Genomic DNA, 22,448 nt, shown 5'->3' with positions numbered 1-22,448 from the left:
AAGCTGGCGGGCAACATGCTGGGCTTCGGCCGCGCATTGCGCCGCGCGGGCGTGCGGACCGATTCGATGCGCATCGCGCTTGCCGCCGAGGCCGCGACGCTGGTGGGTGTCGAGAACCGGCTCGATCTCGCGGCGGCGATGGAAGCCGTGATGATCAGCCGCGAGGAAGACCGGCTGGTGTTCCGCGAACTCTTCGATGCCTGGTTTCGCGACCCCGAGCTGGCCAACAAGCTGCTCGCGCAGATGCTGCCGAGCGCCGAAGGCAAGGCCGAACCCTCCAAGCGGCGCCCGCGCGTGCGCGAAGCGCTGGCACCGCCGCGCGAAGGGGCGCGCGTGGCGCAGAACGAACGCGAAGTCGACTTCGACGCCGCGATGACCGCGAGTGACCGCGCACGCATCCACCATGCCGATTTCAACGCGCTTGGCGCGGCCGAGTACCGGCTCGTCGAACGCCTCGCGCGCGATATCTCGTTGCCGATCCCGACACTGCCCGCGCGGCGGCTGCGTGCCACCGGTGACGCGGGCGCGCATTCGCGCATGCATTGGCCCGGCGTGCTGCATGAGGCCGCGCGCACCGGTGGCGAGATCCTGCGCCTGCCGCGATGGGCGCGGCGCAAGCAACCGCTGCCCCTGCTGGTGCTGGTCGACGTGTCGGGCTCGATGGAACGCTACGCGCGGCTGCTGCTCGCGTTCCTGCACGCCTCGACGCGGCACTCCGGCCGGCGCGACGTCTTCGCCTTCGGCACCCACCTGACCGACCTGACGCCCGCCTTTCGCATCGCCGACACCGATTCGATGCTGGCCGCCGCGAGCGAGGCGATCGACGACTTCGCGGGCGGCACGCGGCTCGGCGAATCGCTGGTGGAACTGCGCCGTCGGCACGCGCGTCGGCTGACCGGCCGCCGCACGCTGGTGCTGGTGATCAGCGACGGGCTCGACACCGGCGAGCCCGACGTCCTCGACAATGAACTGCAATGGCTCAAGCGCCATTCGCGGCGCGTGCTGTGGCTGAACCCGCTGCTGCGCTACGAAGGCTATGCACCCCTTGCGCGCGGTGCGGCCATGTTGCACCGCCATGCAGACGCGATGCTGGCGGTCCACAATCTCAGCGCTCTGGAACAACTGGCGGCAAGCCTCGCCGCCCTAATGCGGTCGGGCCGCTAGCCCGTCGCGACATGACACCCACAAGGAAGATTCATCATGGAAATGCTCGGCAACCGCAAGCTCGGGATCACGCAGCAACAGGCTTGGGACGCGTTGAACGACCCGGAGACGCTGAAGAAGTGCATTCCCGGCTGCGACAAGTTCGAGTTGACCGGCGACAACGAGTACAGCGTCGGACTGGCGGTCAAGATTGGTCCGGTCTCGGCCAAGTTCAGCGGCAAGGTCACGCTGTCGGACATCCAGGCGCCCGAAAGCTACAAGCTCACGTTCGAAGGGCAGGGCGGCGTGGCCGGCTTTGCCAAGGGCGCGTCGGGCGTGTCGCTCAAGCCCGCGGCCGATGGGGCCGAGGGCTGCGAACTCGACTACACCGTGCAGGCGCAGGTCGGCGGCAAGATCGCGCAACTCGGGCAGCGGCTGATCGACGGCGCGGCCAAGTCCACCGCCGACGATTTCTTCAAGCGCTTCGAAGCCGAAATGCAGAGCCGCTACGGTCCGCCGCCTGCGGAAGCGCCGGCTGAAGGAGAGGCGGCGCCTGCCGAGAAGGAGGGCGCGATGGCGGGCTTCATGCGGAAGATCGGCTTCGGCAAGAAGGACAAGGACGAGGACGGCGACGCAGCAGCCGAGAAGCCGGCCGACTGAAGGGCAAGAGACGGAAGACGTCAGAGAGATAGAGAGACAGAGCTATGGAAAACCTCGATGTAATGGTGCTTCGTGCGCTGCGCGACTGGCGACAGGCCGGCCGCCGCGGCCTGCTGGCAACGGTAGTGCGCACCTGGGGCTCGTCGCCGCGCCCGATCGGATCGATCATGGCGATGGCGGAAGATGGCGCGGTCGTCGGCTCGGTGTCGGGCGGCTGCGTCGAAGACGACCTGATCGCACGCTACACCCGCGCGCACGGTGACGGCGTGATGCCCACGGGCGCGCCGGCCTTCGTCAAGTACGGCATCACCGCCGATGAAGCGCACCGCTTCGGGCTGCCGTGCGGCGGCACGCTCGAACTGCTGCTCGAATACGACCCCGATCCGGCGTCGCTGCAGACGCTCGTGGCGGCGCTCGAACGCGGGCGGCTGATGCAGCGCACGGTGGCGCTCGTGGATGGATCGGTGAAGCTGGCCGAGGCTTCGTCGCCTGCGGAGTTGACGGTCAATGACGCGGAGCTGGTCAACACCTTCGGCCCCGAGTACCGCATGCTGCTGATCGGCGCCGGGCAACTGGCCGAGTACCTTGCGACCATGGCGCAGTTCAGCGGCTTCGCGGTCACGCTGTGCGACCCGCGCACCGAGTACCAGACCTCCTGGAACGTGCCGGGCGTGACGACCACCACCGAGATGCCCGACGACGCGGTGACCGCCTTCAAGCCCGATCGCCGCAGCTGCGTGGTCGCGCTCACGCACGATCCGAAGCTCGACGATCTCGCCTTGCTGGAGGCGCTGCAGACCGAGGCGTTCTATGTCGGCGCGATCGGCTCGCGCCGCAATGCCGAGGCGCGGCGCGAACGCATGATCGAGCACTTCGACCAGACCGAGGCTTCTCTGGCTCGCCTGCGCGGGCCGATCGGCATCTACATCGGCAGCAAGACGCCGCCGGAGATCGCGGTGAGCGTGATGGCGGAGATCCTCGCTGTGAAGAACGCGGTCCAGTTGCCGCGTGAAGCGGCAGTCGCGGTGGCGAAGGCCGCGGCGGCCGTCTGAACCGGCTCAGCGGCGGGTGTCCGTCAGCCCGCCGAGAAAGGTGGTGCTGCGGCCCATCGCACGGCGCATGTCCTTCGATTCGAGCGATTCGCTGCGGGACATCGAGAACAGGAAGAAGGCGGCGACGATCGCGATGCACAGCGCCGCCGCGATGAGCAGGCCAGCCAGCGAGCCGAAGTAAAAGGCGAGTGCGAGAAGACCGAAATTGGCAAGAAGGACGATGGCGCGCATGGCCTCACAGGCTATCAGAGAACAGTGGCGCGAACGGCCCCGGACGCTGCGTAAAAACACTGAGGACTTTCTTGTACGCGCGCGCCGCATGCCGGAGATCGGAGGACCGCGAAGTCATCGTCTTAAGATCGGCGTCCGTCGGTTGATTTGAGGGTCGCTCGCGGCAGCGGGCGTTGCGAACGATGCCTGCATATCCGTCCCACGACATTCCGGGTGACGCCAGGGCTTGCTGGATCGAGGCGCCCGGCCGGGCCGCGATCCGAGCCGCGACGACGCCTTCGCTGGCGGCGGGTCAGGTGGTCATCCGGGCCCTTCACTCCGCAGTCAGCCGGGGCACGGAGGTGCTAGTGTTTCGCGGCGAAGTGCCGACGGCCGAGTTCCAGCGCATGCGCGCGCCCTTCCAGGAGGGGGATTTCCCCGCGCCGGTGAAGTATGGGTACGCCAGCGTCGGTATCGTCGAGCAAGGCCCCGAAGCACTGAAGGGCCGCCACGTCTTTTGCCTGCATCCGCACCAGACGCGCTATGTCGTTCCGGCGGAAGCGGTGCATGTGTTGCCCGAGGGCCTTCCGCCCGCGCGGGCGGTGCTCGCCGCGAACATGGAGACCGCCGTCAACGCCATGTGGGATGCCGCGCCGCGCGTGGGTGACCGCGTGGCAGTGGTGGGCGGCGGGGTGGTCGGGTTGATGGTGGCCTGGCTCGCGGGGCGCGTGCCGGGCTGCAAGGTGGAACTCGTCGATGTGCGTGCGTCGCGTCGCGCATTGGCCGAGGCGCTGGGCGTCGGCTTCACGCTGCCGCAGGACGCCACACCCGATGCCGACCTGGTGGTCCACGCGAGCGGGAACCCACAAGGCCTTGTCACTGCGCTGGAACTCGCAGCCTTCGAGGCGACGGTCATCGAGATGAGCTGGTATGGCGCACGCGAAGTGTCGCTGCCGCTGGGCGAGGCCTTCCATTCGCGCCGGCTCACGCTCAGGAGTTCGCAGGTCGGCCATGTGGCGACGGCCCAGCGTGCGCGATGGGATCGCGGGCGGCGGATGGCGCTGGCGCTGTCGCTGCTGCGCGATCCGCTGTTCGATGCGCTGATCACCGACTGCGCGCCTTTCGATGAATTGCCCGCGGTGCTCGAACGGCTGTCCGGCGGCTCGCCCGACACGCTCTGCCAGCGCATCGACTATCCCTGAACCTCTCCTCGAATCCGAAAGGCCCGCATGTACAGCATCAACGTCCGCGACCATTTCATGATTGCCCACAGCTTCAGCGGCGAGGTGTTCGGGCCGGCGCAGCGCCTGCATGGCGCGACCTACGTGGTCGATCTGGAAATGCGCCGCGCCGAACTCGATCCCGATGGGGTGGTGGTCGACATCGCGCTCGCGACCGAGGTGCTGCGCCGCGTGCTTGGCGAACTCAACCTGCGCAACCTCGACGACGATCCGGCCTTCAAGGGCAGGAACACGACGACCGAATTCATGGCGCGCGTGATCTTCGACCGCGTGGCCGCGTGCATCGCCGCCGGTGAACTCGGCGCGCACGCGGGCGGCCTGTCGAGCCTGCGGGTGCGCCTGAACGAATCGCACGTCGCGTGGGCGGCCTACGAGGGCGCATTGCCTGCGCGGGCGTCGTGAACCGGCGCTGCAGCTTTCTCGTGCCAGGCGAGCTCGGCGCACGCACCGGCGGCTCCACCTACGACCGGCATATCGTCGATGGCCTGCGGACGCTGGGCTGGCATGTCGATGTGCGCTCGCTCGGCGATGGCTGGCCGGTGCCTGGCGATGCGGCCATGGAGGTAGCCCGCCTGGTCGTGGAAGCATTGCCCGACGACTCGCTGGTCGTCGTGGATGGGTTGGCTTTCGGCGCGATGCCCGACCTGGCGCAGGCCCATGCGAAGCGGCTGCAGTGGGTGGCGCTGGTGCACCATCCGCTCGCGCTGGAGACCGGGCTCGATGCCGGGATGCAAGCGGTGTTGTTCGACAGCGAACGAAGGGCGCTTGCGGCCGTGCGCGCGGTGATCGTCACCAGTCCTTCGACCGCGCGCGCACTGGCTGCGTACGAAGTGCCGGCCGCGCGCATCACCGTGGTCGAGCCCGGCACGGCGCCTGCACCGCTCGCTGCCGGATCCGGCGCCGGCGGACTGCACTTGCTGAGCGTGGCGAACGTGAGCCCACGCAAGGGCCACGCCCTGCTGGTCGACGCGCTCGCCGGCCTGCGCGACCGGCGCTGGGTGCTGGACTGCGTCGGCAGCCTCACGATGGATGCCGCGTGCACTGCGGCGCTCGTCGAGGCGATCGATCGCCACGGCCTGCGTGATCGCGTGACGCTGCACGGCGAACAGGACGAGGCGGCGCTGCATGCGTTCTACGCGCGCGCGGATGTCTTCGTGCTGCCGTCATTCCACGAGGGCTACGGCATGGCGCTTGCCGAGGCGCTGGCGCATGGCCTTCCGGTGATCAGCACCACGGCCGGCGCGATTCCGGACACCGTGCCGGCCGATGCGGGCGTGCTCGTGCCGCCCGGCGACGAGTCGGCCCTTCGCGCGGCCTTGCAGCGGTTGATGGACGATGCCGCCTGGCGCGAACAGCTCGCGGAAGGCGCGCGGGCGGCACGCGATCGGCTGCCAACCTGGGCGGACAGCGCGGCGCGCTTTGCCATGGCGCTCGAAGCGCTCCAGACTGCCGACGACGAATGAACGCCTTCAGCACCGACTGGCTGGCACTGCGCGAACCGTTCGATCGCGAAGCGCGCGGCGCCGCTTCCGGGTCGTTCGATCTCGCAGGCCTCGCGGCACGACTGCGCGGCGGGGACCCGGCGTTGACGGTGCTCGATCTGGGCTGCGGTACCGGCGCGAACCTGCGTGTGCTCGCGCCTCGCCTCGGTGGCGTGCAGCGCTGGACGCTGGCCGATCACGATCCGCGATTGCTGGCCGCATTGCCCGGCGCGATGGCGCCATGGTGTCGGACACACGGTTTGTCGGTGGTCACGGGCGAAGGCGGTCTCAGCTTCGAAGGGGCCGGGCTGAAGGTCGAGGTCGAGATGCTGTCCTGCGATCTCGCGCAACCGTTCGATGCCGCGTTGTTCGGGTGTCATCGCCTGATCACCGCCTCGGCGCTGCTCGATCTCGTGTCGGCGCAGTGGGTCGACCGACTGACCCGGTGCGCGCGGGACGCCGAAGCAGCGGTGCTGTTCGCGTTGAGCGTCGACGGCAGCGTCGAATGGCGGCCCGCGCTTTCAGGCGATGAAGATGTTCATCGCCTGTTCGCCGCACACCAGCGCCGCGACAAGGGCTTCGGCCCGGCACTCGCGGGCGACGCGGTGCAGGTCGCTGCCGCGAGGCTTGCCTCGCTGGGCTACGACGTTGCGCACGCCGCGAGCGACTGGCACATCGACGGCCGGGATGGCGCGCATTCGATCGTCATGCTGCGCGCCATGATCGAAGGCACAGCGGCCGCGGTGCAGAAGCAGGACCCGGCGTTCACATCGATCGAAGGCTGGGTGGCGCGGCGGCTCGAACGGATCGAGTCAACGACCCTGCGTGTCGGTCATCGCGACCTGCTGGCGACCTTGCCTTGAGGCTCGCGTTCAGCCTTTGGAGTCGGACCGCGTCTCGCGCAGGTCCAGATCCCACAGCACATCCTCGCCCATGCGGAACACACGCGCCGACGGCCGCAGGCAGTCGCGCATCGCAGCGCTGCGCGGAATCTGCAGTCCGGGCCGCCCGGAGCCGATGACGACCGGTGCGATGCTGAGATGCAGCCGGTCGAGACAGCCTTGCGCGATGAAGCGCGAGACCGTGACACCGCCGCCCTCGACAAAGAGAACCCGCAGATCGCGCGACGCGAGTTCGGTCACCAGTGCGCGCAGGTTCAGGCGGCCTTCGCCGTCCACCAGCGCGGGCACGCCGAGCACCTGATCGGCGCCGAAGCGCCGGGCCGCTTCCGCGGCGCGACGGGCGTCGCAGGCGAGGAGGGTCGGCGCGAGCCGGTCCGACAGGGCGCGCAGCGTGGGCGTCAACCGCAACGCCGGATCGATCAGCACGCGCACCGGATGTCGCCCCTCGACATGCCGCGTGGTGAGTTGCGGATCGTCGAGGGCCGCCGTGTTCGCACCGACGATGACTGCATCGCAGAGCGCACGCAGGCGGTGGAGATGCACCAGTACCTCGCGGCCGTTGACGTAGTGCGAGTCGCCGCTGTGCGTGGCAACGTAGCCGTCGAGGCTTTGGCCCAGTTGGCCGATGACCCACGGCGTGCCTTCGCGGGGCCGGTCGAGCAGCGGCTTGATGAGTTCGAACAGCTCGACCGCCGCGTCGTCCCACACCCCGCGCAGTGAGAAACCGTGCGCGGCGTCGCCGGCCAGCGGTGCATCGGGCTTCCAGGGGAGGCGCGCCAGCCCGCCGCGGCGATGCAGGGCGATGTCCAGGCACAGGGGCCAGAGCGCATCGACGCCGGGCGTGGCGGTGGGGGTGGGCATCATGGTGGGCCGATTCTCCCGTGTTGGACCCCGGTGGGAGAGGGTGCTGACGGAACGCCCTGCGCCACCGCCGCGTCATGTTGCGCGGCGAGCGCGCGTCGATAGCCTTCGCGCTGCTGGAGGCGCTCCCAGTAGGCCGCCACCGCCGGAGGGAAGTGCTCGGACAGGCGGACTTCGCAGGCCAGCATCAGGGCATAGCCCACCGAGACATCGGCGGCGGTGAAGCGGTCGGCGCAGAGGTAGTCATGCTGTTGAAGCACCGCGTCGATGCCGCGCAGTCGTGCGAGGAACCACTTGGCGTAGTCCTCGGCCGCCTGCGGGAGCTTGCGTTCGTCGGGCTCGAAATAGCGGTAGCGCAGCACGATGGTCTGCGGAAAGGTCAGCGTGGCCTCGCCGTGATGAAGCCAGTTGAGCCAACCGCCGAAGCCGGGTTCATGCGGGCGCAAGGCCAGTCCGTGCGCATTGTCCGGGTCGCAGCGCTGCGCGAGGTACTGGCACATCGCGGCCGATTCGGTCATGCGCGTTTCCCCGTCGATCAGATACGGGATGGTGCCCAGCGGATTGATCTCGAGATAGCTGCGTTGCAGCACGCGCGGCGGAAAGGGCAGCATGCGCAGTTCGTAGTCGGCGCCGAGCTCCTCGAGCACCCAGAGCGGCCGGAACGAACGCGCGCTCACGCAGTGGTAGAGGACGATCATGCGCTCGCCTGCCCCACGAGCCGCTCGCGCAGTTCGCGCTTGAGGATCTTGCCCACGGGGCTCACCGGGAACTCCTGCATGATCTCCAGCCGCTCAGGCAGCTTGAAGGAGGCGATCTTCTGTTGCTTCAGGTGGGCGATGAGCTCGTCGAAGCCGAGCGTCGCGCCGGGCTGCAGGATCACGCAGGCGCAGGCCTTTTCGCCGAAGACCGGATCGGGCAGGCCCACCAGCGCGACCACCCTGACCTGCGGCATGCCGAAGATCAGGTTCTCGATCTCGTCACAGCTGATCTTCTCGCCGCCGCGGTTGATGAGGTCCTTGCGCCGGCCTTCGGTGAAGACGTGGCGCCCGCGCTTTCGCACGATGTCGCCCATCCGGTAGAACCCGTCGGGCGTGAAGGCCTCGGCGTTCTTCTCGGGCGCGTTGTAGTAGCCGCGGATCGTGTAGGGACCGCGCGTGACCAGCTCGCCGGGCTCTCCGTCGGGTACCTCGCGGTCGTTGTCGTCGAGCACCTTGATCTCGTCGTATTCGCTGACCGGTGCACCGGAGCTTTCGAGCAGCAGGTCGTCCGGGTCGTCGAGCCGCGTCATGTTGATGAGCCCTTCTGCGGTGCCATAGATCTCCTGCGGCGTGCAGTGGAACTGCTCTCGCAGGCGCGCGCGGAGCTCTGGCGCGAGCCGCGCGCCGCCGTTCTGGATCACCTTGATCGTCGAGCGGTCGAAGCGCGCCGGCACGTCGCTGTTGATCCAGTTCGAGATCAGCGGCACCACGCTCGCGATGACCGAGACGCGCTCTCGTTCGACCGTGGCAAAGGTGGCCTCGATGTCGGTGCTCGCGGCGATGACCACGGTGCCGCCCGCATGGAAGGTGCCGAGCATGCCGGGCGAGGCGAGGTTGTAGTTGTGCCCGAGCGGCAGGATCGCCATGAACACCGTTTCGCGGTCGAAGCCCGCCGTGTGTGCGCACAGGCGCGCGTTGAGCACATAGTCGTTGTGCGTGCGCGGGATCAGCTTCGAGACCGAGGTGGTGCCGCCGGAGAGCAGCATGGTCGAGACATCGTCCGGCGAAGGGCGCACCGCATCGAGGCGCTGGCCGAGCGTGTGGGCGTCGATCCCGCTAGCGTCGATGAGCGGCGCGAGCGCGCGCTGCCCCGGCGCGGGCTCGCCCGCGACGATCACATGGCGCAGGTGCGGAAACTCCGCTGCCATCTCTGCGGCCATCGGCCGGTAGTCGAAGTTGCCGACCACGTCGGGCACCAGGTACGCGGTTGCACCCGAGGCGCGAATGAAATGCCGCACCTCGTTGTGCCGGTGCGCGCGCAGCGCCATCACCGGAATCGCGCCGATCCGGTTGAGCGCAAGGTAGGTGACGACGAACTCGGGCACGTTCGGCAACTGCATCACCACGCGATCGCGCGGCTTCAGGCCGAGGTCGAGCAGGGCCAGCGCAAAGCGCTGCGACGATCGCACCAGGTCCGCATAGCTGATGCGCTGGTCGTCGAAGACCACCGCGGTCTTGTCCGGCATGGTGCGCATGGTGCGGTCCACCATCTCGGCGACGGTGATGTCTTCCCACAGGCCAAGCTTGCGGAACTTGTCGGCGGCCTCCGCGGGCCAGGGCACGCAGCCTTCGAGCATGGTGGTTCCCTCCGGTCAGAAGCTGAGTTCGGGGTGCAGCTTTTCGTAGGCGGCCGCGAGTTCCGGGTCACGCTTGCGAACGTCGTCATGGTCCACGCGGCCGCTGCGCGTGACGTAGTCGTAGGCGAAGGAGATCGGATCGAGCGGCAGCTTGGGCCCCAGGTTCTCGTACCACTCGGTGCTCTTGATCGCGGCCTTCTGAAGCGAGTCGGAGCCGGGCTGCCGGATGCGGACGAATTCCTCGAGCATCTTCGGAATGTCGTTGCCACAGGTCTTGCAGGCATCGAAGAGCGCGATCGAATCCTGCATGGCGAGCCGCGTGCCGGACCCCACGGATGGGTGGCCCGTCCGCAGCGCATCGCCGATCAGGACGATGTTGCGCCAGTGCCATTGGCGGTTCTTCACGATGGTGTAGCGGAACCAGTTCGACTTGTTCGACAGCAGCGGGTGGCCCTGGAGGTCATCGGCGAAGACCTTCTCGCACCACGCGAGGCTTTGGGCCTCGCTCATGCGGCCGAGTCCGGCCTTCTCGAAAGTGGCCGGGTCCGCTTCGACGAGGAAGGTGCTGTGCGTGCGGCTGTAGCGGTAGGTGTGCGCGATCGCGAGGCCGTCGGGGTTCTGGCGGAAGATGAGCGACAGCGGATTGAAGAGCTGCGTGGTGCCATACCACGCGAGCAGGTTCGGACGCTCGTCGAGCGTGGGCTGGAAGTGCTCCTTGAAGCGCGTGCGGATCGCGCTGTTGGCGCCGTCCGCGGCGACGATCAGGTCCGCATCGGCGAAGGCACCGACGTCGTCCACGCGACGCTCGAACTCGATGGCGACACCGGCCTTGCGGCAATGGGTGTGCAGCGCCTTCAGCAGGTCGATGCGCGCCATGCGGTGGAAGGTGTTGTGCGCGAGCGTGACATGCACGCCCTGGTGCACCACCGCCATCTCGTCGAACACCTCCTGGTTGCGCGTCATCGCGTCGTAGAGCTCGGGGGCGATGTCGCGCACGAAGGCGAGCGCGACATCGGAGAACACGACGCCCCAACCGTAGGTGGCGCTTTCAGGGTCGCGCTCGTAGACGCGGATGTCGTGCGACGGATCGTCGCGCTTCATCAGGTAGGCGTAGAACAGGCCCGCGGGGCCGCCGCCGATGATGCGTATCTTCATCTCGCTGTCTCTGTGTTCTCTGTGGTGGTGGCTGCCATGCTAAGGCTACAGTGGCAGACACGTCACGGAAACCCATCATGAATTCGAACATCGTCATCATCGGCGGCGGCCATGCGGCCGCTCAACTCTGTGCCGGCCTCGTGGAAGCGGGGCAGGGCGCGCGCATCCACATGGTGTGCGAGGAGGCGGCCATCCCCTATCACCGGCCGCCGCTGTCCAAGACCTTCCTCAAGAGCCCTGACGAGGTGCCGCAGCAGCATCGCGCCGAGGCCTGGTACGCAGAAGCGGGTATCACGCTGCACCTGGGCGACGCGGCGCAGGCTATCGACCGCCAGGCGCGCACCGTCACGCTCAAGTCGGGCGCGGTGCTCGAATGGGAACGGCTGGTGCTTGCCACCGGCACGCGCGCGCGCCGCATCTCGGCGCTCGAAGGACTGGAAAACGTGGCGCTTCTGCGTGCGGCGCACGAGGCGGTTCAGCTTCGCGACAAGCTCGCTACAGCGCAGCATGTGACGGTGCTGGGCGGTGGCTTCATCGGGCTCGAAGTCGCAGCGACCGCGCTGGCGCTTGGCAAGCAGGTGCTGGTGCTCGAAAGCGCGCCCCGGCTGCTGGGCCGTGCGGTGTCGCCGGAGCTGTCGGCGCATGTGCTCGCGACGCATCGCGCGGCGGGCATGGACATCCGCGTCGGGGTGAAGACGGATGTGCTGCAGGTCGACGGCAACTACCTGACCGCGATCGAGATCGACGGTCAGGCGCAGCCGATCGACCTTCTGCTGCTCGGGATCGGCGCGGTGCCCGAGGTCGCGCTCGCACAGGCGGCAGGGCTCGAATGCGCCGACGGTGTGGTGGTCGATGCCTTCATGCAGACCAGCGACGAGGCGATCCTGGCGATCGGTGACTGCACGCGCTTTCCGGACCAGCGTTCGGACACGCCGCTGCGGCTCGAATCGGTTCAGAACGCCAACGACCAGGCGCGAACCGCGGTAGCGACGCTGACCGGCGCGCCGCGTCCGCATGACGTGGTGCCGTGGTTCTGGTCGGATCAGGGAGGCCTGCGGCTGCAGATGGCCGGGCTGGCCCCTGCGCCGGGGACACCGGGCGCACTCACGGTCCGCCGACCGGGCGCGAACGCCGCGTCGTTCTCGCTGCTGCACTACGTCGGTGCGCAGCTGCGTTGCGTCGAATCGGTGAACGCACCGGTCGACCACATGATGAGCCGCAAGCTGCTCGAAGCGGGCCGCAGCCCGGAACCGGCGGTCGCGGCCGATCCGGCCGTGCCTCTGAAATCGCTCCTGGCTTAGGAGTTGTTGCGCTGCGCGGGCGCCTCGACGTTCTTGCGAATCTCGGCGTCCATGATGCGCGTACCGGCCGCGAGCGCGGCCTCGTAGGTGTCCGCTCCGTACTCGGCCGAGCGCAATACCTTGCGCGGCGCGCCGCCAGCATCGGTTTCGAGAAGCGTCCAGATGAACGATCCGGGCGCGGGCTCATCAATGACCAGTTTGATCGGGTTTTTCATGCGTTGATGGTGGGCGCGCGCCCCCGGATTTTCTGTAGGCCGATGCCTACGTTACGCCCGTGTCATCGACGCTGCGGCGTGTGCACTGCCGCGAAGAAGTGCCGCCCCGAGCACGGCTGCAACGACCGCGAAGATCGCGCCGACGAGGAACGCCGATTGATACCCCGCGGTGAGCGCGGCGGGTGTCGCGATGCCGGCCGCGAGCAGACTCCCGGTGCGTGCCGCTGCGACGCTCGTCAGCACCGCGAGGCCGAGCGCGCCGCCCATCATGAAGGCGGTGTTGACCACGCCGGAGGCCAAGCCCGATTCACTCGGCGAGACATCGCTCATCGCCACCAGCAGCAGGGGATTGAGCGCCATACCCGCGCCGATGCCGAGCAGTGTCATGCCCGGCAGGACATCGACGACAAAGCTGCCGTCGACCGGCGCCCGGGCGAACAGGGCGAGGCCCGCGGCTGCCAGGAGCAGGCCGAAGGAGAGCGGCCCGCGGTTGCCGAAGCGCATCACCAGCCGGGCCGAGAGCCCGAGCGAGAAGGCCGCCATGATGAGATTCGCTGGAAGGAAGGCGAGGCCCACCTGCATCGGCGTGCTGCCCAGCACCAGTTGCAGGTACAGCGCCGAGATGAAGAACCACGCGAACATCGCCGCCGCCCAGAGCACGCCGATCACGTTGGCCGTCGACACGTTGCGCAGTCGGAAGAGCCGCAGCGGCATCAGCGGATGCTGCACGCGCGATTCGATGAAAAGGAAGATCGCCATCAGCACGATCGACACGCCGAGCAGCGACAGCGTCTGCGTCGAAGTCCAGCCCGCCTCGTTGCCGTTGACGATCGCGTAGACGGCGAGCATCAATGCGGCGGTGACGGTCACCGCGCCGCCGACGTCGAGGCGTTCCCCGGCCGCCTGCCCGCGTGCGTCGGGCAGCAGGGCCATGCAGAGCGCGTAGACCGCGACGCCGATCGGCAGGTTGACGAGGAAGATCCAGTGCCAGCTCAAGGCGCCGGTGAGCAGCCCGCCCAGCAGCACGCCGATGCTGCCGCCGCCCGCGCACACGAAGCCGTAGACGCCCATGGCCTTCGCACGCTCGCCGGGTTCGGTGAAGAGATTCATGATGAGCGACAGCGCCACGGCGGACACCACCGCGCCGCCCAGTCCCTGCACCGCGCGCGCCGCCACCAGCAGCGCCTGCGAATTCGAGAGCCCGCAAGCCAGCGAGGCGAGCGTGAACAGCGTGATGCCGTGCAGAAAGAGCCGCCGGTGCCCGTAGAGATCGCCGAGCCGCCCGCCCAGCAGCAGGAATCCGCCGAAGCTCAGCATGTAGGCATTGACCACCCAGACCAGCGAGGTCTCGGAAAAGCCGAGGTCCTGGCGGATCGAGGGCAGGGCGACGTTCACGATCGTGGTGTCGAGCACGATCATCAGGACGCCGAGGCACAGAACCGTCAGCGCGAGCCAGCGCCGGCGGTCGTCCATGGAATGCGGGGGCATGGGCGCGGTCTCCTGAAAGATTTGTGGATGCTGTACACAAACCTTAGCAGAGACGCTGGACAGCGTCGATATCCGCCCAGCGAGCACTTTTTCGCGCTCCGGGTTTCCGTGAGGCCCGACCCTTGTCGGTATTCGTGTAAGTGTAGTTAAAATGTATTACATGAATACCAATCGCGACAACTTCCACGACTGGCATCGGGACAAGCCGGACACCACCTCGTTTTCCGGCCTCCATCGCAACGAAATGCCGGACTACAAACAGCCTGTCGCGCGCTGGGGTCGACTGGTTTTCTTCGCCGTTCTCGGTGTCGTGCTGGTTCTCGGTTTCAAGTATTTCGCGCGCCTCTGAGGCGGTTCAACCCAATACGCGAAGGACATCGGCCGGGCTGCCCGCGCGGGCGGCGCGCAGGCGCAGCACCTGGAGAGTCGCACCGAGCAGGAAGACGACGAACAGGCCACCGATGATCGCCTGCAGCACCGGCGACGCATCCGGATCGGCGACCCACGGAGCGCCCAGCGGCAGGCGCGTCGCGGTCTCCGTGACGCCCGGAATCATGTGGAAGAAGAAGGTCAGCGAATAACTGACCATCGCCACGTAGGGCGACAGCCTCCCGAACACGTTCGAGCGCCCCGCCTGCCAGGCCACCGCAAGCACCACCAGAGTGACGATGCCCAGCGCATGCGGCTTGCCGAAGCCGCCGTGCTGGAAGATGCCGAAACCTGTGAGACAGGTGAGCACCGTGGCGATCACATAGACCCGACCCGCGCGGGTGTTCATCGCGATCTCCCTGAAGCGAAAGAGGGCGATGAGCCCGGTGATCACCGCCACGAGGCTGATGGCGGTGTGGACTGTACCCAGCGGCGTCAAACCATAGAACATGCGAGCTCCTTGTTCGGGGTGACTTCGGCACGCAAGGTGCGCGCCAGCTTATAGCGCGCCGGTTGCCGGTCGCGCCATCCGTCGTTGGACGTATCGCGCGGCATGCCCCGGCGCTTCCAAAAAGAAGGTCGCTCGTCTACGCTGCCCTGCCTCGCCCGATCGGGCGTGGATCTCCCTCCATCCCTCCCAGCACAACCACGGAAAGGACCGCATGAGCACCATCACCACCCAAGACGGCACGCAGATCTACTACAAGGACTGGGGCAAAGGCCAGCCAGTCGTGTTCTCCCACGGCTGGCCGCTCACCGCGGATGCGTGGGATGCGCAGATGGTCTTCCTCGGGGAGCGCGGCTATCGCGTCATCGCGCACGACCGGCGTGGTCATGGCCGTTCGAGCCAGCCGTGGGACGGCAACCACATGGACACGTACGCGGATGACCTCGCGGAGCTGATGAACAAGCTCGACATCAGGGATGCGGTGATGGTCGGCCACTCCACCGGCGGCGGCGAGGTCACGCGCTACATCGGACGGCACGGCACGTCCCGCGTCGCCAAGGCGGTGCTGCTCGGCGCGGTGCCGCCGCTGATGCTCAAGACCGCCGCGAACCCGGGCGGCCTGCCGCTGGAAGTCTTCGACGGCATCCGCGCGGGCGTGACCGCCGACCGCTCGCAGTTCTTCATGGACCTCACGATCCCGTTCTATGGCTACAACCGGCCGAACGCCAAGGTGTCGCAGGGCGTGCGCGATTCGTTCTGGCTGCAGGGGATGATGGGCGGGCACAAGGGCCTGCTGGACTGCATCAAGCAGTTTTCCGAAACCGACTTCACCGAAGACCTGAAGAAGTTCGATGTGCCCACGCTGATCGCGCATGGCGACGACGACCAGATCGTGCCGATCGGCGCCTCGGCCATGCTGTCTTCGAAGCTGGTGAAGGGCTCGACGCTGAAGCTCTACCCCGGCGGCTCGCACGGGCTGGCGACCACCCGGGCCGATGAATTCAACGCCGATCTGCTGGCCTTCATCAAGGGTTGACGCAGGCCGATCGAACATGCGGGGCCCGCTGCCTCTTTCGGAGGCAATTCAGCGGCAACCCGCATGGTGTCGAGCTCCGCGACATGGCCTCCACGCACTACACACAACGTTATCCACAAAACCCCGGTACAAGTCGGCGCGCCGAGCACCTACGATCGTTGCACCACGGGGGCAAGAATGACCAAGACATCCGACGGCGGCGCCGATGACCTGGAGACCTGGGCTTCGCGCATGGCCGCAATCACGCCGGAAAGCGGGTTCCATGTGCATGGAAGTCTCACCGAGCGCAGCATCGCGAGCCTTTTGCGCATGGTGCGCGAGCAGCTCAATCTTGAAGTGGTCTTCGTCGGCGAATTCGTCGACGACCACCGCATCTTTCGCCACATCTCCTCGAAGACGATCGACGCGATCATCAAGACCGGCCAGGGCCATCCGCGCATCGAGTCGATCTGCCAGCGCATCGTCGACGGGCGCATGCCCTGCATCATCCCCAACGTCACGCCAGTGCGGGCGGCGAACGGCTTGCCCGAGTACTACCACGGCATGGGCGCGCACGTCGGCGTCCCGGTGCGGTTCACGGACGGCAGCTTGTACGGCGTCCTCTGCGGATTCAGCTTCGAGCCGCGCACCGATCTCGATGAGCGCGACGTGAAGCGTCTGGAAATGGCCGCCAAGGCCGCCGCCAGGCTTCTCGCGCAGGCCGAAGGGCGCGTATGAGCCGCCGGGCCGCCCCAAGGCGAATACCGCAGCGCTGCTGCGCGGAGGCTTCCCAATGAGCCGCCGGACGCGACGGGCTACTTGACCTGCTGCTTGCCCAGCTTGCGCGCCAGCGTGCGGCGGTGCATGCCGAGCCGGCGTGCGGTTTCGGAGATGTTGAAGCCGGTCTCGGCGAGCGTCTCGTGGATGCGCTCCCACTCCAGCGTCTTGATCGATGTCGAACGGTTGGTCAGTTCGACGTCGACGGTGCCCTCGGCGCGCCCGAAGGCGGCCTCGATGTCGTCGGTGTTCGACGGCTTGGCGAGATAGTGGCAGGCGCCCAGCTTGATCGCCTCGACCGCGGTGGCAATGCTCGCGAAGCCGGTCAGCACGACGATCAGCATCGAAGGATCGTGCCGGTTGAGCGTCTGGACGCATGCGAGGCCCGAGGCATCGCCATTGAGCTTGAGATCGACAACCGCGTAGCCGGGCGAGTGGTCCTTCAGCAGCAGTGCGACCTGATCGACATTCGATGCGTGCATGACCGTGTAGCCCCGGCGCTCGAACGACCGGCCGAGCGTGCGCGCGAAGGCCGCATCGTCCTCCACGATCAGCAGCAGGCGTTCAGGGTCGGTGTCCATCGTCGTCTTCGTCGTCCTCTTCGAGCGTGATCGCGGCCAACGGCAGCGTCAGGGTGACGACTGCGCCGCCCTCGGGACGGTTGCGCGCCGTGACACTGCCGCCGAGCGTGCGCGCCACGTTGACCACGAGGAACAGGCCCAGCCCGCCGCCGGGCCGGCCTTTGCTCGACTGATAGGGTTTCCCGAACTGCGCCAGCATTTCCGGCGCGAAACCGGGGCCGACATCCGAGACCGTCAGGGTCAGCGCATCGCCATCGTGCGCGGCCGTGAGGCCCACCCATTGCGGCGAAGCCTCCAGCGCATTGTCCAGCACGTTGCAGATCATCTGCTTCAGGGCCGAATCCGAGACCATGGGCAGGTCGTGGCCGAAGCGGTTCTCGTAGGCGAAGGAATTCGCGGCGCGCGTGGTGCGCCATTCCTCGACGAGGTCGTCGAGGAAGGTGCTGACGGTGGTTTCCTCCGAGTTCTCGCCGCGCGCTTCACCGGCCGACAGCAGGATGCCGCTGAGGATGGTCTTGCACCGCTTGACCTGCGCTTCCATCTCGATGACCTCTTCCAGCAGTTCCGGATCGGAGGTGAAGTGGGGCAGGTGGCGCCAGTCGCCCAGGATCACGGCGAGCGTGGCGAGCGGCGTGCCGAGTTCGTGCGCCGCACCGGAGGCCAGCAGCCCCATGCGGACGATGTGCTCCTCTTCGGCTGCGCGCTGGCGCAAGTCTGCAAGGCGGGCGTCGCGGCCGCGCAGGATGCGGCTGATGCGCGTGATGAACACCACCAGCAGCGCCGCCACCAGCGCGAAGCAGATCAGCATGCCGACCACGTAGGGCCTGAACAGACCCTGGCCCGGGTCCGTCGACAGCGGCAGCGGTTCGGAAAAGAGTGCAAGGCCGGCGAAGCAGGCGATGGTCACGCCGACCATCGTCCAGGTCGACCATGACTCCAGAAGCACCGCCGCGATGATCACCTGCAGCAGGTACAGGAAGACGAAGGGGTTGGCTGCGCCGCCGCTGAGATAGAGCTGCGCAGTGAGCATGCCGACGTCCACCAGCAACGCGATGAACAACTCGGTGTTCGTCACGTCGCGGGGGATGCGCCACCGCAACTGGCTTGCCGCGTTGAATGCCGCGAGACAGGCCAGCACCGCCAGCATCTGGTCGAGCGGCAGCCGGATGCCGAAGCCGAAGTGGACGACGAGGATCGTCGCGACCTGGCCGACCACCGCGATCCAGCGCAGCTGGATGAGCTGCTGCATGTTCTTCAGGCCGGTGGCGTCGCCGAAGCGCGAGCCGGAGGCGCTGTCGGATCGAGGCGCCGGCGCGATCGCGGTCGTGTCAGTCATGGTGCGCATCTTCGCGCATGCCGCTGCGGCGTATCCGAAGCTCATCCCGCGCCACGTACCAGGCGGCCGCGACGATCATGAGTGCGAGGGCGAACCAGGTGATCGCGTAGGTCAGATGATTGTTCGGAAAGCTGATGACCGTCAGCCCCGCGACCGGCCAGGTCTGCGCTTTCGGTGCGGCCGCGCTCTGGCCGGCAGGGGCTTCCTCGTCGATGAAGAACGGTGCGACACGGTCGAGTTCGCGCGCGGCCGCGATGGCTTGCACGTCGCGCGAATACCAGCGGTTCGCGGCCGGGTCGTTGTGCCGGAGGAAGCTGCCGCCGGGCTCGGTGATTCGCAGCAGCCCGGTGATGGTGATTTCGCCGATCGGCGCGTTGTCGCCGCGATTCGCGCGATCGCGGCGCTCTGGCGGAACGAAGCCGCGATTGATCAGCACGATGCTGCCATCCGTGCGCTGCAGCGGCGTCAGCACCCAGTGGCCGCCGCCGAGGGCCGTGGTGGCCTGCACCAGCGTTTCGCGATCGTGAAGGAGGGTGCCGGTCGCGGAGACGCGACGGTATTCGTCGGCGGCCGGGTTGACTTGCGGCCATTGCCCGGGGCCGGGCGCCGCAACGGGCTGCGCGTGCACGCGCTGGTCGACCTTGGCGATGAGATCCAGTTTCCAGGCCCGCCGCTCGACCTGCCAGAGGCCGAGGGCGACCAGCCCCGCGAAGACCCCTGCCGCGCAGATCCCGAGCGCGATCAGGAAGGGCGCGGATCGGGGGCCGCGCTCGGTCATCAAGGCTTGTGGTGCTGTTCCGTCGACATGTGCGGCATCATGTTGTTGTTCATGTGGTACATGACCCACAACGAGCCGGTCAGGGTGATGACGACCACCACGACGGTGAAGATGAACGCCAGCATCGTCCAGCCATGCTGGGACTTCGAGTCCATGTGCAGGAAGTACACCATGTGCACCACGATCTGCACCGCCGCGAAGGCGAGGATGACGATCGCGGTCGTGCTGGGCTTCTCGAACACGTTGCCCATCACCATCCAGAACGGAATCGCCGTCAGGATGATCGACAGGACGAAGCCCGTCATGTAGCCCTTGAAGGTGGCGTGAGGTGCGCCATCGTCGTGGCCATGGTCGTCGTGATGATCGTGGCCGTGGTGGTCGGAGATTGCGTTGTGCGCGCTCATGGCAGCACTCCCATCAGGTAGACGAAGGTGAAGACGCCGATCCAGACCACGTCCAGGAAGTGCCAGAACATCGACAGGCACATGAGGCGGCGGCGGTTCTCGGCGATGAAGCCGTGCTTGGCGACCTGGCCCATCAGGACGATCAGCCAGATGATGCCGAAGGTCACGTGCAGGCCGTGCGTGGAGACCAGCGCGAAGAACGACGACAGGAACGCGCTGCGCTGCGGGCCATAGCCTTCATGGATCAGGTGCGAGAACTCGTAGAGCTCGATGCCGATGAAGCCAGCACCCAGCAGGCCCGTGACGACCAGCCAGATCATCACGGCTTTCACCTTGTTGCGCTGCATCTCGAGCATCGCGAAGCCGTAGGTGATCGACGACAGCAGCAGCAGCGAGGTGTTCAGCGCGATCAGCCGCAGGTCGAAGAGATCCGCGCCCGAGGGGCCGGCCGCGAAGCTGCGCCCGAGGACGCCGTAGACCGCGAACAGGCAGGCGAACACCAGGCAGTCGCTCATCAGGTAGAGCCAGAACCCGAGCAGCGTGCCGTTTTCCGGATGGTGCTCGGTCTTCAGGTAGAAGCGCGAGCTCGGGCTGGCGCTCGCGGCGCCGGCGGGGGAGAGTGCAGTAACGTCAGACATGGGCGGCCAGGAGGCGGGTGCGTGCGCCTTCGGTTTGGACGACTTCTTCTGCAGGGATGTGGAAGTCGCGCTTGTAGTTGAAGGTGTGGATGATGACGGCGGCCAGCATGGCGACGAAGCCGACGCCGGCGACCAGCCACATGTGCCAGATGAGGCCGAAGCCCATGATCGTCGCCAGGGCCGCGATGATGAAGCCGGCGCCCGTGTTCTTGGGCATGTGGATCGGGATGAAGCCGTCGGTCGGGCGGACGAAGCCGTGCTTCTTCATGTCGGCCCAGGCGTCGTTGTCATGCACGCGCGGCGTGAAAGCGAAGTTGTAGGCCGGCGGCGGCGAGGAGGTCGACCACTCGAGCGTGCGGCCGTCCCACGGATCGCCCGTGTTGTCGCGCAGCGATTCGCGGCGGATGAAGCTCACCACGAGCTGGATGATGAACGAGGCGATGCCCAGCGCGATCAGCACGGCGCCGAAGGCCGCGATCACGAACCAGATCTGCAGCGACGGATCCTCGAAGTGGTTCAGGCGGCGCGTCACGCCCATCAGGCCGAGCACGTACAGCGGCATGAAGGCGACGTAGAAGCCCACCACCCAGAACCAGAACGAGCACTTGCCCCAGAACGGATCGAGCCTGAAGCCGAAGGCCTTCGGGAACCAGTAGGTGATGCCGGCCAGCAGGCCGAACAGCACGCCGCCGATGATCACGTTGTGGAAGTGGGCGATCAGGAACAGGCTGTTGTGCAGCACGAAGTCGGCCGGGGGCACCGCGAGCAGGACGCCGGTCATGCCGCCGATCACGAAGGTGATCATGAAGGCGATCGTCCACATCATGGGCAGCTCGAAGCGGATGCGGCCCTTGTACATGGTGAACAGCCAGTTGAAGATCTTCGCGCCCGTCGGGATCGAGATGATCATCGTCGTGATCCCGAAGAACGAGTTCACGCTCGCGCCTGAGCCCATCGTGAAGAAGTGGTGCAGCCACACGAGGTACGAGAGGATGGTGATCACCAGCGTCGCGTAGACCATCGAGGCGTAGCCGAAGAGGCGCTTGCCGCAGAAGGTCGCCACCACTTCGGAGAAGATGCCGAAGGCCGGCAGGATCAGGATGTACACCTCCGGGTGGCCCCAGATCCAGATGAGGTTGACGTACATCATCGGATTGCCGCCGAGGTCGTTGGTGAAGAAGTTCGTTCCAACGTAGCGGTCGAGCGACAGTAGCGCGAGCACCGCGGTCAGCACCGGAAATGCGGCGACGATCAGGATGTTGGTGGCCAGGGCGGTCCAGGTGAACACCGGCATCTTCATGAGGGACATGCCCGGCGCGCGCATCTTCACGATGGTCGCGATCAGGTTGACGCCGGAGAGCAAGGTGCCGACCCCCGCGATCTGGAGCGACCAGATGTAGTAGTCGACCCCCACGTCAGGACTGAAGTCGAGCCCCGAGAGCGGTGGATAGGCCAGCCAGCCGGTGCGCGCGAATTCGCCGACGAAGAGCGATGCCATCACCAGGATGGCGCCGAAGGTGGTCATCCAGAAGCTGAAGTTGTTCAGGAACGGGAAGGCCACGTCGCGCGCGCCGATCTGCAGCGGCACCACGTAGTTCATCAGGCCGGTGACCAGCGGCATCGCCACGAAGAAGATCATGATCACGCCATGGGCGGTGAAGACCTGGTCGTAATGGTGCGGCGGGAGGTAGCCGGCCGAGTCGCCGAAGGCGATGGCCTGCTGGGCGCGCATCATGAGCGCGTCGGCAAAGCCGCGCAGCAGCATGACGAGACCGAGGATCACGTACATGATGCCGATCTTCTTGTGGTCGATGCTGGTGATCCAGTCGCGCCACAAGGGGCCCCACAGGCGGAAGTAGGTGATCGCGCCGAGGACTGCGATGCCGCCAAGCACGACGGCGCAGAAGGTCACCAGAAGGATCGGTTCGTGGAATGGGATTGCATCCCAGGTGAGACGGCCGAAGATCAGCTTCGTCAAATCAAGATGTTCGGACATCG

Annotated in this window: 25 protein-coding genes; 11 read left to right on the top strand and 14 right to left on the bottom strand. The window is 67.1% G+C overall.

The annotated features are described in order from the left end of the window. The first annotated feature begins 15 nt into the window (after nt 1–15). From BLW05_RS14090 to BLW05_RS14080, 3 genes are read left to right on the top strand one after another with little or no spacing between them, the layout of a single operon-like run. Nucleotides 16–1,164: a vWA domain-containing protein gene (locus tag BLW05_RS14090; protein ID WP_093164048.1), complete on the top strand. Its 1,149-nt coding sequence runs from the start codon at nt 16–18 to the stop codon at nt 1,162–1,164. 36 nt (nt 1,165–1,200) lie between these two features. Next, nucleotides 1,201–1,803 (top strand): SRPBCC family protein, encoded by a 603-nt coding sequence (locus BLW05_RS14085; RefSeq protein ID WP_093163431.1) that lies wholly within the window; start codon nt 1,201–1,203, stop codon nt 1,801–1,803. Nucleotides 1,804–1,847: 44 nt separating this feature from the next. Then, nucleotides 1,848–2,855, top strand: a complete 1,008-nt coding sequence (locus tag BLW05_RS14080; RefSeq protein WP_093163429.1) for an XdhC family protein — start codon at nt 1,848–1,850, stop codon at nt 2,853–2,855. A gap of 6 nt (nt 2,856–2,861) precedes the next feature. On the opposite strand, the gene BLW05_RS14075 is transcribed toward BLW05_RS14080, so the two are convergent. Beyond that, on the bottom strand, nt 2,862–3,086 hold the full coding sequence (locus BLW05_RS14075; protein WP_093163428.1) for a hypothetical protein: 225 nt from the start codon (nt 3,084–3,086) through the stop codon (nt 2,862–2,864). Between the two features lie 182 nt (nt 3,087–3,268). On the opposite strand from BLW05_RS14075, the gene BLW05_RS14070 reads away from it, so the two are divergent. Genes BLW05_RS14070 through BLW05_RS14055 form a run of 4 tightly spaced genes read left to right on the top strand, consistent with a single transcriptional unit; the run spans nt 3,269 to nt 6,650 of the window. Further along, nucleotides 3,269–4,267: a zinc-dependent alcohol dehydrogenase gene (locus BLW05_RS14070; RefSeq protein WP_256330294.1), complete on the top strand. Its 999-nt coding sequence runs from the start codon at nt 3,269–3,271 to the stop codon at nt 4,265–4,267. A 27-nt stretch (nt 4,268–4,294) separates the two neighbouring features. Then, nucleotides 4,295–4,708 (top strand): 6-pyruvoyl trahydropterin synthase family protein, encoded by a 414-nt coding sequence (locus BLW05_RS14065; RefSeq protein WP_093163426.1) that lies wholly within the window; start codon nt 4,295–4,297, stop codon nt 4,706–4,708. Nucleotides 4,709–4,728: 20 nt separating this feature from the next. Next, nucleotides 4,729–5,769 (top strand): glycosyltransferase family 4 protein, encoded by a 1,041-nt coding sequence (locus BLW05_RS14060; protein ID WP_218135167.1) that lies wholly within the window; start codon nt 4,729–4,731, stop codon nt 5,767–5,769. After that, nucleotides 5,766–6,650, top strand: coding sequence for a class I SAM-dependent methyltransferase (locus BLW05_RS14055; protein ID WP_093163423.1), 885 nt, complete (start codon nt 5,766–5,768; stop codon nt 6,648–6,650). Before BLW05_RS14060 ends, BLW05_RS14055 begins: the two co-directional genes overlap by 4 nt. 9 nt (nt 6,651–6,659) lie before the next feature. Here BLW05_RS14055 and BLW05_RS14050 read toward each other — a convergent pair whose 3' ends face one another. The 4 genes from BLW05_RS14050 to BLW05_RS14035 are packed head-to-tail and all read right to left on the bottom strand — an operon-like array spanning nt 6,660 to nt 11,040. Continuing rightward, entirely contained in the window at nt 6,660–7,553 is an 894-nt protein-coding gene (locus tag BLW05_RS14050) for a RibD family protein (RefSeq protein WP_093163422.1), read from the bottom strand. Beyond that, nucleotides 7,550–8,248, bottom strand: coding sequence for a glutathione S-transferase family protein (locus BLW05_RS14045; protein ID WP_093163420.1), 699 nt, complete (start codon nt 8,246–8,248; stop codon nt 7,550–7,552). The genes BLW05_RS14050 and BLW05_RS14045 overlap by 4 nt, the downstream gene beginning before the upstream one ends. After that, nucleotides 8,245–9,885, bottom strand: coding sequence for a (2,3-dihydroxybenzoyl)adenylate synthase (locus BLW05_RS14040; RefSeq protein ID WP_093163418.1), 1,641 nt, complete (start codon nt 9,883–9,885; stop codon nt 8,245–8,247). The genes BLW05_RS14045 and BLW05_RS14040 overlap by 4 nt, the downstream gene beginning before the upstream one ends. Before the next feature lie 15 nt (nt 9,886–9,900). Next, nucleotides 9,901–11,040, bottom strand: coding sequence for an FAD-dependent monooxygenase (locus tag BLW05_RS14035; RefSeq protein ID WP_093163417.1), 1,140 nt, complete (start codon nt 11,038–11,040; stop codon nt 9,901–9,903). Nucleotides 11,041–11,117: 77 nt separating this feature from the next. Here BLW05_RS14035 and BLW05_RS14030 point away from each other — a divergent pair, with 77 nt between their 5' ends. Beyond that, a complete protein-coding gene (locus BLW05_RS14030; protein WP_093163415.1) occupies nt 11,118–12,341 on the top strand; it encodes an NAD(P)/FAD-dependent oxidoreductase in 1,224 nt (407 codons plus the stop codon). Here BLW05_RS14030 and BLW05_RS14025 read toward each other — a convergent pair. Then, on the bottom strand, nt 12,338–12,556 hold the full coding sequence (locus BLW05_RS14025; protein ID WP_093163413.1) for a hypothetical protein: 219 nt from the start codon (nt 12,554–12,556) through the stop codon (nt 12,338–12,340). The two genes, BLW05_RS14030 and BLW05_RS14025, sit on opposite strands and share 4 nt — an antisense overlap. Before the next feature lie 51 nt (nt 12,557–12,607). Continuing rightward, nucleotides 12,608–14,044 carry a DHA2 family efflux MFS transporter permease subunit gene (locus BLW05_RS14020; protein ID WP_093163412.1) on the bottom strand — a complete coding sequence of 479 codons (1,437 nt, stop codon included), beginning with the start codon at nt 14,042–14,044 and terminating at the stop codon, nt 12,608–12,610. A gap of 160 nt (nt 14,045–14,204) precedes the next feature. Here BLW05_RS14020 and BLW05_RS14015 point away from each other — a divergent pair, with 160 nt between their 5' ends. Then, nucleotides 14,205–14,393, top strand: a complete 189-nt coding sequence (locus BLW05_RS14015; RefSeq protein WP_093163410.1) for a hypothetical protein — start codon at nt 14,205–14,207, stop codon at nt 14,391–14,393. A 6-nt stretch (nt 14,394–14,399) separates the two neighbouring features. Here BLW05_RS14015 and BLW05_RS14010 read toward each other — a convergent pair whose 3' ends face one another. Then, a complete protein-coding gene (locus BLW05_RS14010; RefSeq protein ID WP_093163409.1) occupies nt 14,400–14,924 on the bottom strand; it encodes a DUF2306 domain-containing protein in 525 nt (174 codons plus the stop codon). Between the two features lie 211 nt (nt 14,925–15,135). On the opposite strand from BLW05_RS14010, the gene BLW05_RS14005 reads away from it, so the two are divergent. Together BLW05_RS14005 and BLW05_RS14000 are read left to right on the top strand one after the other, a co-directional pair. Beyond that, nucleotides 15,136–15,957 (top strand): alpha/beta fold hydrolase, encoded by an 822-nt coding sequence (locus tag BLW05_RS14005; RefSeq protein ID WP_093163407.1) that lies wholly within the window; start codon nt 15,136–15,138, stop codon nt 15,955–15,957. A 177-nt stretch (nt 15,958–16,134) separates the two neighbouring features. After that, the gene (locus BLW05_RS14000; RefSeq protein WP_177142660.1) at nt 16,135–16,674 is read left to right on the top strand and encodes a GAF domain-containing protein; all 540 of its coding nucleotides are present in this window, start codon (nt 16,135–16,137) and stop codon (nt 16,672–16,674) included. A gap of 77 nt (nt 16,675–16,751) precedes the next feature. Here BLW05_RS14000 and BLW05_RS13995 read toward each other — a convergent pair whose 3' ends face one another. From BLW05_RS13995 to cyoB, 6 genes are read right to left on the bottom strand one after another with little or no spacing between them, the layout of a single operon-like run. Beyond that, on the bottom strand, nt 16,752–17,294 hold the full coding sequence (locus BLW05_RS13995) for a response regulator transcription factor (RefSeq protein WP_093163404.1): 543 nt from the start codon (nt 17,292–17,294) through the stop codon (nt 16,752–16,754). Continuing rightward, nucleotides 17,278–18,639: an ATP-binding protein gene (locus BLW05_RS13990; protein WP_093163403.1), complete on the bottom strand. Its 1,362-nt coding sequence runs from the start codon at nt 18,637–18,639 to the stop codon at nt 17,278–17,280. Before BLW05_RS13990 ends, BLW05_RS13995 begins: the two co-directional genes overlap by 17 nt. Beyond that, nucleotides 18,623–19,408, bottom strand: a complete 786-nt coding sequence (locus BLW05_RS13985) for an SURF1 family protein (protein ID WP_093163401.1) — start codon at nt 19,406–19,408, stop codon at nt 18,623–18,625. The genes BLW05_RS13990 and BLW05_RS13985 overlap by 17 nt, the downstream gene beginning before the upstream one ends. Continuing rightward, nucleotides 19,408–19,812: a cytochrome o ubiquinol oxidase subunit IV gene (gene cyoD / locus BLW05_RS13980; RefSeq protein ID WP_093163399.1), complete on the bottom strand. Its 405-nt coding sequence runs from the start codon at nt 19,810–19,812 to the stop codon at nt 19,408–19,410. The genes BLW05_RS13985 and cyoD overlap by 1 nt, the downstream gene beginning before the upstream one ends. After that, on the bottom strand, nt 19,809–20,450 hold the full coding sequence (gene cyoC, locus BLW05_RS13975) for a cytochrome o ubiquinol oxidase subunit III (protein WP_093163398.1): 642 nt from the start codon (nt 20,448–20,450) through the stop codon (nt 19,809–19,811). Before cyoC ends, cyoD begins: the two co-directional genes overlap by 4 nt. After that, on the bottom strand, nt 20,443–22,446 hold the full coding sequence (cyoB, locus tag BLW05_RS13970; protein WP_093163396.1) for a cytochrome o ubiquinol oxidase subunit I: 2,004 nt from the start codon (nt 22,444–22,446) through the stop codon (nt 20,443–20,445). Before cyoB ends, cyoC begins: the two co-directional genes overlap by 8 nt. Nucleotides 22,447–22,448 lie beyond the last annotated feature (2 nt).

Source organism: Variovorax sp. YR216 (genome assembly GCF_900107745.1).
Taxonomy (GTDB): Bacteria; Pseudomonadota; Gammaproteobacteria; order Burkholderiales; family Burkholderiaceae_C; genus Variovorax.
The sequence above is the reverse complement of the archived record's forward strand: the minus strand, read 5'-3'. Positions and strand labels throughout refer to the sequence as shown.